This is a genomic window from Mesorhizobium sp. M1406 (assembly GCF_040317555.1).
In the GTDB taxonomy this organism is placed as follows: domain Bacteria; phylum Pseudomonadota; class Alphaproteobacteria; order Rhizobiales; family Rhizobiaceae; genus Mesorhizobium.
The window spans coordinates 1-9,399 of record NZ_JAMYKW010000112.1; the positions used below are offsets into that span (position 1 = coordinate 1).

The 9,399-nt window shown below is 60.6% G+C and carries 11 protein-coding genes; 10 read left to right on the top strand and 1 reads right to left on the bottom strand.

Annotation, left to right across the window (positions count from 1 at the left end; translation table 11 throughout):
- The 9 genes from NKH03_RS33455 to NKH03_RS33500 form a co-directional block, all read left to right on the top strand.
- Window positions 1–630: FixG Ig-like domain-containing protein (locus NKH03_RS33455; RefSeq protein ID WP_352973138.1), on the top strand; the 630-nt coding region annotated here is incomplete at its 5' end.
- Window positions 627–1,124 carry a FixH family protein gene (locus tag NKH03_RS33460; protein ID WP_352973139.1) on the top strand — a complete coding sequence of 166 codons (498 nt, stop codon included), beginning with the start codon at window positions 627–629 and terminating at the stop codon, window positions 1,122–1,124. The genes NKH03_RS33455 and NKH03_RS33460, both read left to right, overlap by 4 nt.
- Window positions 1,121–3,409: a heavy metal translocating P-type ATPase gene (locus tag NKH03_RS33465; RefSeq protein WP_352973140.1), complete on the top strand. Its 2,289-nt coding sequence runs from the start codon at window positions 1,121–1,123 to the stop codon at window positions 3,407–3,409. The genes NKH03_RS33460 and NKH03_RS33465 overlap by 4 nt, the downstream gene beginning before the upstream one ends.
- Window positions 3,406–3,576, top strand: a complete 171-nt coding sequence (gene ccoS / locus NKH03_RS33470; RefSeq protein ID WP_023762793.1) for a cbb3-type cytochrome oxidase assembly protein CcoS — start codon at window positions 3,406–3,408, stop codon at window positions 3,574–3,576. The genes NKH03_RS33465 and ccoS (NKH03_RS33470) overlap by 4 nt, the downstream gene beginning before the upstream one ends.
- Before the next feature lie 138 nt (window positions 3,577–3,714).
- Window positions 3,715–3,918 carry a CBS domain-containing protein gene (locus NKH03_RS33475; RefSeq protein ID WP_352555406.1) on the top strand — a complete coding sequence of 68 codons (204 nt, stop codon included), beginning with the start codon at window positions 3,715–3,717 and terminating at the stop codon, window positions 3,916–3,918.
- A gap of 236 nt (window positions 3,919–4,154) precedes the next feature.
- Window positions 4,155–4,313, top strand: coding sequence for a BON domain-containing protein (locus tag NKH03_RS33485; RefSeq protein WP_245273072.1), 159 nt, complete (start codon window positions 4,155–4,157; stop codon window positions 4,311–4,313).
- A 169-nt stretch (window positions 4,314–4,482) separates the two neighbouring features.
- A complete protein-coding gene (ccoS, locus tag NKH03_RS33490) occupies window positions 4,483–4,599 on the top strand; it encodes a cbb3-type cytochrome oxidase assembly protein CcoS (protein ID WP_084025756.1) in 117 nt (38 codons plus the stop codon).
- 418 nt (window positions 4,600–5,017) lie between these two features.
- A complete protein-coding gene (gene ubiM, locus NKH03_RS33495) occupies window positions 5,018–6,199 on the top strand; it encodes a 5-demethoxyubiquinol-8 5-hydroxylase UbiM (protein WP_023766616.1) in 1,182 nt (393 codons plus the stop codon).
- 293 nt (window positions 6,200–6,492) lie between these two features.
- Window positions 6,493–8,403 carry a putative bifunctional diguanylate cyclase/phosphodiesterase gene (locus NKH03_RS33500; protein ID WP_352973141.1) on the top strand — a complete coding sequence of 637 codons (1,911 nt, stop codon included), beginning with the start codon at window positions 6,493–6,495 and terminating at the stop codon, window positions 8,401–8,403.
- 94 nt (window positions 8,404–8,497) lie between these two features.
- On the opposite strand, the gene NKH03_RS33505 is transcribed toward NKH03_RS33500, so the two are convergent.
- The gene (locus tag NKH03_RS33505; RefSeq protein WP_081731037.1) at window positions 8,498–8,779 is read right to left on the bottom strand and encodes a DNA -binding domain-containing protein; all 282 of its coding nucleotides are present in this window, start codon (window positions 8,777–8,779) and stop codon (window positions 8,498–8,500) included.
- A 104-nt stretch (window positions 8,780–8,883) separates the two neighbouring features.
- Here NKH03_RS33505 and NKH03_RS33510 point away from each other — a divergent pair, with 104 nt between their 5' ends.
- A complete protein-coding gene (locus NKH03_RS33510; RefSeq protein WP_023735803.1) occupies window positions 8,884–9,117 on the top strand; it encodes a helix-turn-helix domain-containing protein in 234 nt (77 codons plus the stop codon).
- The last annotated feature ends 282 nt before the right edge of the window (window positions 9,118–9,399 follow it).

Below are 9,399 nucleotides of genomic sequence, written 5' to 3' on the forward strand. Positions count from 1 at the left end.
GACGGCGTCATGGACAAGCTCGGCAAGGAGCGTGGGCTGATCGCCTATGCGACGCTCTCCGACTACAACGCCAACATGATGCTGGCGACTGCAGGCGGGTCCAGCTCAGTCAATCCGGCGCTGGTCAGGACGGATGACGGCCTGTTTTCGGACAGAGTGGCGCATTTCCACATCCGCAAGATCTTTCGGCCACGCACCTATGTCTACATGGCTATGTGGTCGCTGATCGGCCTGGGCCTCCTCTACTCGCTGCTGACGCGCGACCGGCTCGAAATCAATGTCCTGCACGACCGCAATCCACAATTCGTGACGCTCTCCGACGGCTCGATCCGCAACGGCTACACCGTCAAGCTGCTCAACATGATCCCCGAGCCGAGGACGATCGTCGTAACCATGCAGGGCCTTGAAGGCGCTGACATCGTCGTCGTCGGCGACGACATCCCCGCAGGCCGTTCCTTCGCCATTCCGGTCGAACCCGACCGCCTGAAAATGCTGAGGGTCTTCGTTCGCCAGCCGGCGGACCAGATCCGCGCTCCGGCACAGACCTTCAAGTTCCGCGTCGAGGACAGAGCCAGCTTCGAGTCGAACGAGTACACCGCCACCTTCAACGCGCCGGAGACTGCCAGATGAGCGCCAGAACACAAAAAACCCGCGAATTCACCGGCAGGCACATGTTGGCCATCATCCTGGCCTTTTTCGGTGTGGTCATCGCGGTCAATCTGACCATGGCGACGCTTGCCAACACGAGCTGGACCGGCCTGGTCGTCGAAAACACCTATGTGGCGAGCCAGCAGTTCAACAGGAAGGCCGAGGAAGGGCGGGCGCAGGCAGCCCTCGGCTGGACCGGCAAGCTGACCATCGCATCGGGTGAAGTCCGCTACGGCCTCATCGACGCCGCCGGCAAACCGGTTCCCTTGCATGGCGTGAAGGCGCTGTTTCGCCATCCCGCTTACGAAAAAGAGGATGAATCCATCAAGCTCGTCCTCGCCTCGGGCCAGGAATTCGCAGCCCAGCACATGCCGAAGGACGGCGTCTGGATTGTCGAAGTCGACGCCGACGCCGGTCTGGACAAACCGTATCGCGACGTCCGCAGGATCATGATTTCCCATGGAGCGCTGAAGTGAGTTGTTGTGCACCGGGCGCCGAAATGGCGCTTGATCTGGTCAACGCCGGATCGGTCCTGCCGTCCAGCCAGGAGATCAGGCTGGCGAGCCGATCGCTTGGCGATGATCTCCGCCAGACCGATCTTTCGGTCCCCACGGTTCATTGCGCGGCCTGCATCCAGGCGATCGAGACAGCACTGGGAAAGCTCGATCAAGTGGAGAGCGCTCGTGTCAACCTGTCGACGAAGCGGGTCGCGGTCCGCTGGCGTGGAAACCAGGTACCACCATTCGTCGCCGCGCTGGGACGGCTGGGGTACGAGGCGCATCTGTTCGACCCCGAGGTCGACAACAAGGACAAGACGCTTTCGGAGCTGATCCGCGCCGTTGCTGTCGCCGGCTTTGCGGCGGGCAACATCATGCTGCTTTCGGTCTCGGTCTGGTCCGGTGCCGAAGGCGCGACACGCGACCTGTTCCACTGGGTCTCGGCACTGATCGCCATCCCCGCGCTCGCCTTCGCCGGCGGCATCTTCTTCCGCTCGGCCTGGAATGCCTTGCGTCACGGTCGCATGAACATGGACGTGCCGATCGCGGTCGGCGTGTCGCTTGCCTACGCCATGAGCCTTTACGAGACGATCACCCATGGCGACCACGCTTATTTCGATGCATCGGTGTCACTGCTGTTCTTCCTGTTGATCGGCCGCACGTTGGATCATGTCATGCGCGAACGTGCCCGGACCGCCGTGAAAGGCCTGTCGCAGCTGGCCGCACGTGGTGCCATGGTGCTGCGCGGCGATGGTGCACGCGACTATCTGCCGGTTGGCGAGATCGAACTTGGCATGCTGCTGTTGATCGCTGCCGGCGAGAGAATCCCCGTCGACGGCAAGATCATTCAAGGGGCCTCGGATCTGGACTGCTCGTTGGTTTCCGGCGAGGGCACCCCTCGAAACGTAGCGGCAGGCGAAGCCGTGCAGGCCGGTGTCCTCAACCTAACCGGCCCGCTGACGATTGAGGCGACCGCCGCCGCGAAAGATTCGTTTCTGGCGGAAATGGTTCGGCTGATGGAGTCCGCAGAGGGCGGCCGCGCGCATTATCGCCGGATCGCCGATCGTGTTTCGGCGCTCTATGCCCCGGTGGTTCATTTGACCGCCTTCGCGACGTTCCTTGGCTGGATGGCGGCGACCGGTGACTGGCACCGGGCGATAACCATCGCCATTGCCGTTCTGATCATCACATGCCCGTGCGCGCTCGGCCTCGCCGTACCGATCGTTCAGGTGGTCGCGGCGCGGCGCCTGTTCGAGAGCGGCATCATGGTCAAGGACGGTTCGGCCATGGAGCGCCTGGCGACGATTGATAGAGCGGTGTTCGACAAGACCGGAACGCTCACCCTCGGCCAGCCCCGGCTGGTCAATGCGGACTCGATTGATCCGGCCATGCTGGCAATCGCGGGAGACATGGCTGCGCACTCGCGTCACCCGTTTTCAAAGGCCATAGCCGGTTTTGCCCGCCTTGGCGGGCAGCACAAATTCGATGGCGTCACCGAGCACCCGGGTTTCGGGATCGAAGCCACAGCGACAGGTAGCACCTGGCAGCTGGGCCGGCGCGGATGGGCTGGATGGAAGGCCCGGACCGGCGGCGAAGGCAAACATGGCTATGGCGGAACGGTGCTGACAAAAGACGGGTTCATTGTCGCGACCTTCGATTTTGAGGACGCGCTGCGCGCCGACGCCAGGGCGGCGATCGGGCAATTGACCCATGCTGGGGTGTCGGTGGAAATGCTGTCGGGCGATACCGCGGGCGCCTGCGGCGAAGTTGCAAAAATGCTGGGTATCGACAATTTTATTCCGTGCCTGCTGCCGTCCGGCAAGGTCGAACGCATTGAGACGGCGGCGAAAGACGGACACAGGGTTCTGATGGTTGGCGACGGTCTCAACGACACGCCTGCGCTGAGCGCTGCGCATGTCTCGATCGCTCCTGCCACCGCCGCCGACATTGGCCGCAACGCGGCCGATTTCGTATTCCTGCGCGAAAGCCTTCTGGCAGTGCCTCTCGCGCTGGATGTCTCGCGCAAGGCGGGAAGCCTGATTCGCCAGAACATCGTGATCGCGATCGTCTACAATGCCATCGCCGTGCCGATCGCCATACTGGGGCATGTCACGCCTCTTATCGCCGCGATTGCCATGTCAGCCTCGTCATTGCTCGTGGTTGGAAATGCCATGCGTCTGCAAGGCTTCGCAACGGGTGCGTCGTCCGCAATTGCGCGGCAAGACAGGCCCGCGCGCGCCGGCGCCATGGCTCAATCGTCATGACGACGCTCGTCTACCTCATCCCCGTAGCGCTATTCCTTGGCGCACTCGGCCTGTCCGGCTTCCTTTGGGCGTTGAGAAGCGGCCAGTACGAGGATCTCGATGGCGCGGCGGAGCGCATTCTCATCGACAGCGACGACGGCGCGGAGAATGCCACTCGTTCCAAGTGACTCAGATCAACGCGCCGCGGGTCGGGATGTCCTATCGTCGTCCGACGAAAGATCAGGAGGGTGAGGATGCAAGCCGAATCCTTAATGACAAAGCCAGTCATCACGACGCATGCGAACGCGACGATCGCCTAAGCGGTCATGCTTTCAAGCAAAGTCAGCTGCCTGCCGGTAACGACCAGCGACGGCACCTTGGTTGGCATTGTAAGCAAAAGCGACTTCTTGCGCCGAGAGGAACTCGGAACCCAGCGTGTGCGTCCGCGATGGCTGGAGCTTGATCTTGGCCCGGGCACAACCGCCAATGACTATGTGTGCGCTCGAATGGACGGATCATCCATCAGGTGATGACCACACACCTCATCTCGGCGCCTCCTGTCGACCTCATGATGCAACACCGCATCAACAATGTCCCGATTGTCGATCGGGAAAGGGTCGTCGGCATCATCACGCGAACTGATTTGCTGCTTGTCCTGATCCGCCATGCCGAAACAGGGAACCACGCCACCCGATGACGAACTGATCCGCAAGGCTATCCTTGCCGAACTGCAGCCACAAACCTGGAGCGGTGGGACTTGATCGATGTGAGGGTCAGCGACGGCCTTGTCGAACTGAAGGGGGCGATTGTCGACGAGCGTCAGCGGAAGGCAGCGATCGTTGCGGCTGAGAAGGTTGCCGGCGTCGGGCAAGTCAAGGACCGCCTCCTCCTCAGTACGGATCCGTTCTCAGTGATGGTTTCATAGCTGCGAAAAAAGCGGGGACGCCAAGCAGAGTCCCTTTGGTTTGCTCCCTTCCCACATCATTTGGACATGAGGCCGTCGGCGAGTTCCTTCGGCGTCTAGCGCGTTATGGTCGGAGAGCACGCTGTCGGCAGCAAGACGCCCGTCCTGACGGAAATGCGATGGCCGCTGCCTGTTTTGGTGGGGCTTGGACCGGGGCTTCCTGTGGATCTTGAAGAGCGGCCAATACGAAGATCTCGACGGCTCCGCCGAGCGGGTCCTTATCGATCGGGAAGAGCCGCGAGGCTGAACCGGTTGGCGGCGCCAACGACTGTGCGGATGCTGGTCGTCAGTCGACCGAATCTTTGCTGGCGATTGCCCGCGTCATGACGATATCGGCGCGCGTGCGAAGAACGGATCAGCCACAATGCGTTGCCGAACCTTTGGCCAGGAGGGGCACGCGATTGGGAAGCCGACCATTCAGAATGCCCAGACATGCAGACGTTTTCACGGCAATCGACCACTCGACCGTGAACCCGCCGCTGCCGGGTTTGTCGAGCCTGGTTGATTCAGATCAGCGTTATCTCTTCATCGGCATGGTTTCATTGACCAGGCTTCCAACGGAGAACGCATGTCTATCGAGTTGGGGAGATGAGCGGCAAACCGTGGGTGATTGCGATGCTTCAAGAGCGCTTCGTATCGAAGATAGCCGCTATGGCGGCACGCTGATGGCCGGCTATGTCGACAAATTCGACATCATTGTCGTCGGAGCTGGGCCGGTCGGACTTGCCTTCGCAGCATCGCTCGCCTGGAGCCGACTCAAGGTGGCAGTGGTTGAACGGCAGTCGCTCGACAGCCTGGCGAATCCGGCTTTCGACGGTCGCGAGATCGCGCTGACCCACGCATCAGTGAGAATCCTTCGCGAGCTCGGCGCCTGGGATGCCATCCCCGCATCGGACAAATCACCGCTTCATGGCGCGCGCGTGCTCAACGGATCCAGCCCTTTCGCCCTGAGCTTCGATGCTCCCAGCGGATCTGGGGAACCACTCGGATTTCTGGTCCCAAATTGTCGGATCCGCGATGCCCTGTTCAAAATTGTCCACTTCCAGGATCATGCCCGGCTCCTGTGCGGCAACTCGGTCGTCAATGCAACAAATAGCGAAGACGAGGCGGTCATAACGCTTTCTGATGGCAGGCAATTGGCCGCTCGGCTGCTCGTAGCAGCGGATTCGCGTTTGTCCCCGATGCGCGACCTGCTCGGCATTGGCGCCAACATCCATCCGCTTGGCCACTCCATGCTGATTTGCCGAGTGAGGCACGAGCGCGTCCATCACCAGATCGCGGTCGAATGGTTCGACCACCATCAGACCATAGCGATGTTGCCGCTCATGGAAGGCGTGTCGTCGCTGCTTCTGACTTTGCGCTCAAGCGAGGCCGACAGACTGTCTGCTCTCGATGACGAATTGTTCCGCATGGAATTGATGAACAGGTGTCGAGGACGCCTCGGGCAGATGACCCTGGCAAGCACCCGCCATGCCTATCCGCTGGTCACGACCTGGGCGCACAAGTTCTCGGCTCCGAGTGCGGCACTGATCGGCGATGCTGCCATCGGCATGCACCCGGTGACCGCGCATGGCTTCAACATCGGCCTCAGCGGCCAGAAGCAACTCGCTCATAAAATACTGACAGCATGTCGCGCCCGCCGCGACATTGCCGATCCCGACATGCTCGGCAGATACGAAAGCCGGCTGCGGCTGTCGGCGGGGCCGCTCTATCATGCCACCAACATGCTTGTCGGTCTCTACTCAAGCGAGCACCCGGCGGCACGGCTTGCAAGACATGCTGCGCTCCGCTTTGCCCAACATCTTCCCTTTGTCCGCCATGGCATTTCGGCCATGCTCAGGCGGTGAATCGCACAGAGCGCTGCCGCTCTGGAACGCTGTCTCGGCGAGGCTTCCTTGTCTTGCTGGCGCGCGTCGTCGCGGGCACGGCTGCTTCCTGGTGACGTTGCCGATCATGGCATGATTCGGATCAAGGCACGCGCGCGGGCGAAGCCTTGATGATTCGGCAATGCTAAGCCAAAGGTGTGACCCGCAGCATGGTGAGCGCACTGGTTACCCTCGCTGGGTAGTTAACCCGTCCTTCAGTGGGCTTGCATAGGTTTGGTCCTCGCGAACAACGACGCAAGCAAGCTGGTCCATTCATGGCACCCCTAAAGGAAGAAGAATCGCTGGAGGCCAAAATCCGTCAGGATCAGCTTGCTGACCTGAGGGCCGGTCTCTTCGTGTCGATGCCGATAAGCGCGATCCTGTCAGGCCTGATTTGCGCGGTGCAGGCCCTTTCTGGCGGCGGCTTTGCCGCTGCAAGCTGGTTCCTGGTCGTCAATGCGCTAAATGCCGCCCGGCTTGCACTCGCCCGTTTTCAGCTAAAGGAAACGGGGCGCCATCAGGATTTGCTTGGCGTTTTGCCGCGCCTTCGCATGTTTGGCGTCCTTGCCCTTCTGGCAGGGTTTGCCTGGTCCTTCCCGGCCGTGCTGACTGTTGGATACACAACACCACAAGCACCGATGCATCTGGTCATACTGGCGGGCATTTCAGCTGGTGCGGTTACATATGGCAGTTCGTATGCCGCGGCGGCGACCAGCTTCATCACACCTCCACTCCTCATCACGGTGGCGTGCCTTTTGGCGAAAGGCAATTTTGAACGCTACATTCTGGCTTTCACCGTTCTGCTCTTCATGGGCGGCTTGGTCCGAGCTTCGTTTGTTGGGCAGGCGCGCTTCCGCGAAGCAAGCCGCCTGAGACATGAGGCAGAGCGATTTGCGTCGGAAATGGAGCGCAACTCCAGGGAGGACCATCTGACCGCCCTTCTCAACAGGCGGGGCCTTGAACACGCCATCGGTCGGTTCAAGACCGCGGATGGCCCCTTCGTGGCAATGCTGATTGATCTGGACGGCTTCAAATCTGTCAACGACACCTACGGTCACAGGACCGGTGATGAACTGCTTGTCATGATCGCCCGCCGCATAGAGCAGGAAGCACCCGAAGGCTCAACGCTCGCTCGTATCGGCGGCGATGAATTCGTGCTGTTTTTTCCCTCAACGAGAGCTTCGCTTTCTGCCAGTGATCTCGCCTCCAATATCATAGCCAAAATTGCTCGCCCCTATATCGAGGTCGCGTCCGTTCGGGTCGGGGCATCGATAGGGATATACTTGGCGCAGACGCCGAGCCTGACTGAAATGTTGTTGCGGGCGGATATCGCCCTGTATACGGCCAAGCGCCATGGCAGGAACGAATTTTGCCTGTTCGATGCCGAACTCGACAGGGAACTGCAACGTCGCCAGTCGATCGAACGGGATCTTCATTCGGCGATAAAGACGGGAAGATTGCAACCTTGGTTCCAGCCGATCGTGAAACTCGAAACCGAGACGGTGGTCGGTTTTGAAGCCTTGCTGAGATGGTCCCATCCGACGCATGGTGCCATCTCTCCACCCGAAATCATCACGGCCGCACGCGAAACCGGAATGCTTCAGCTGCTGACGCAAACCGTATTCGCCGACTGTTGTGCTTTTATCGACGGCTTGGTGAAAGCTGACTGTCGTGACATTCGTGTGGCGATGAATGTTTCCCCTCGCGAACTGGAAGCCGGCGATATCGACGACATGGTTCTGGACGGTCTGGCGGCAAGAGGCCTGCCTGCGACGATGTTCGAAATCGAGATTACCGAAGAATCGCCGGTGGACCCGGACAGAGTGGATGAAAAGCTCGGACGGCTTTCACATGCCGGTATTTCCATCGCGCTCGATGAGTTCGGCACCGGCTTTTCTACCTTGGCATCTCTCAAGGACCGTCGGATACGCAAGGTGAAAATAGACCAGGGCTTCATTCGCGGCTTGGCCAAGTCCCGAGAGGACCGACTGCTTGTCAAATCGGTCATCGAACTCGGTGACATGCTCGGGATCGAGGTCATGGCCGAGGGCGTCGAAACAGGGGCGGATCGGCAAACCCTGCACAAGCTTGGCTGCCGAACCGCTCAGGGCTTCCTCTTCTCCAAGGCTGTGCCTTTGATGCAAGCACTGGAAATGGCAGTCAAACAGCACGCGAACCAGTTGTAACCGCTCCCGCCGCGCCGGCTGTCGCGGCCGTGCGCTGCCGAATTTGGCTACAGAGACTTGCCTGCTCGAAACACGTGGCAGTGGGCGTTGTGCATCAGCCGGCGAACAGTTCCTTGTAGCCGGTCGTCACCATCCAGTTCGCACGGTCGATATGGCTGCGAAGAGCTTTGCGGGCGCGGACCGGGTCAATGGACGGGTCGATGCCGAGAATGCGCTCGGCCATCTCCTTTTCGCTGGCATTGTCGGCGCAGGCATCCAGGATCCGCAGGTAGATTGTGAAATGCTCCCTGTCGTAGCTCGTGAGGTTCTCCGACCAGGGGACTTCATCGCTCAAAGTTGAGCTTCGAGTCTCATCCGTTCCCATTGGTCCATTCATGCCTGCGAACCTCGCCTGTGAGCGCACGCAGTATATCCCAAAATGGGATAATCCGAAACCGGGATTAGTCGCTGATCCGGTCTTTACCCGACCGGTTCGCCTCCATGCCCAAATCCCTTCGATCGCCCCGCCACCAGCGGTTTCTGGCCCAGCTGGTTTCGCTGCGCAAGGCCAAAGGCCTGACCCAGGAGCAGCTGGCTGACAAGCTTGGTCGTCCCCAATCCTTCGTGGCCAAGTACGAGGGCGCAGAGCGGCGTCTCGACGTCATCGAGTTTCTCGACATAACTGCGGCCATTGACGCTGATCCGTGCGAGATTCTGTCCAGCCTCCGGTCCTAGCGGGCGCGCCGCATCTATCATGATCCGGACAGGAATATTGTCTAGGACAATGCCTCAATTTGTTGAAAGGCGAGCGCTGGTTTTCGGAGGAAGCCGCGCGCACGGCGGCGGTGCCTTTGGGTTCTCGACGTAACTGCGCCGCCTGACCATGTGCGAAAAAACTTGGCGCGCGCCCGCGCGCCTGACGACGCGCACCAGGTGCTCGTGAACCGAGCCCGCTTTTCTTCGGCAAGCTCAGGCGGTCTCGGCCATTCGGCTTCGCCCCTTGGCGTGGGCAGCCCT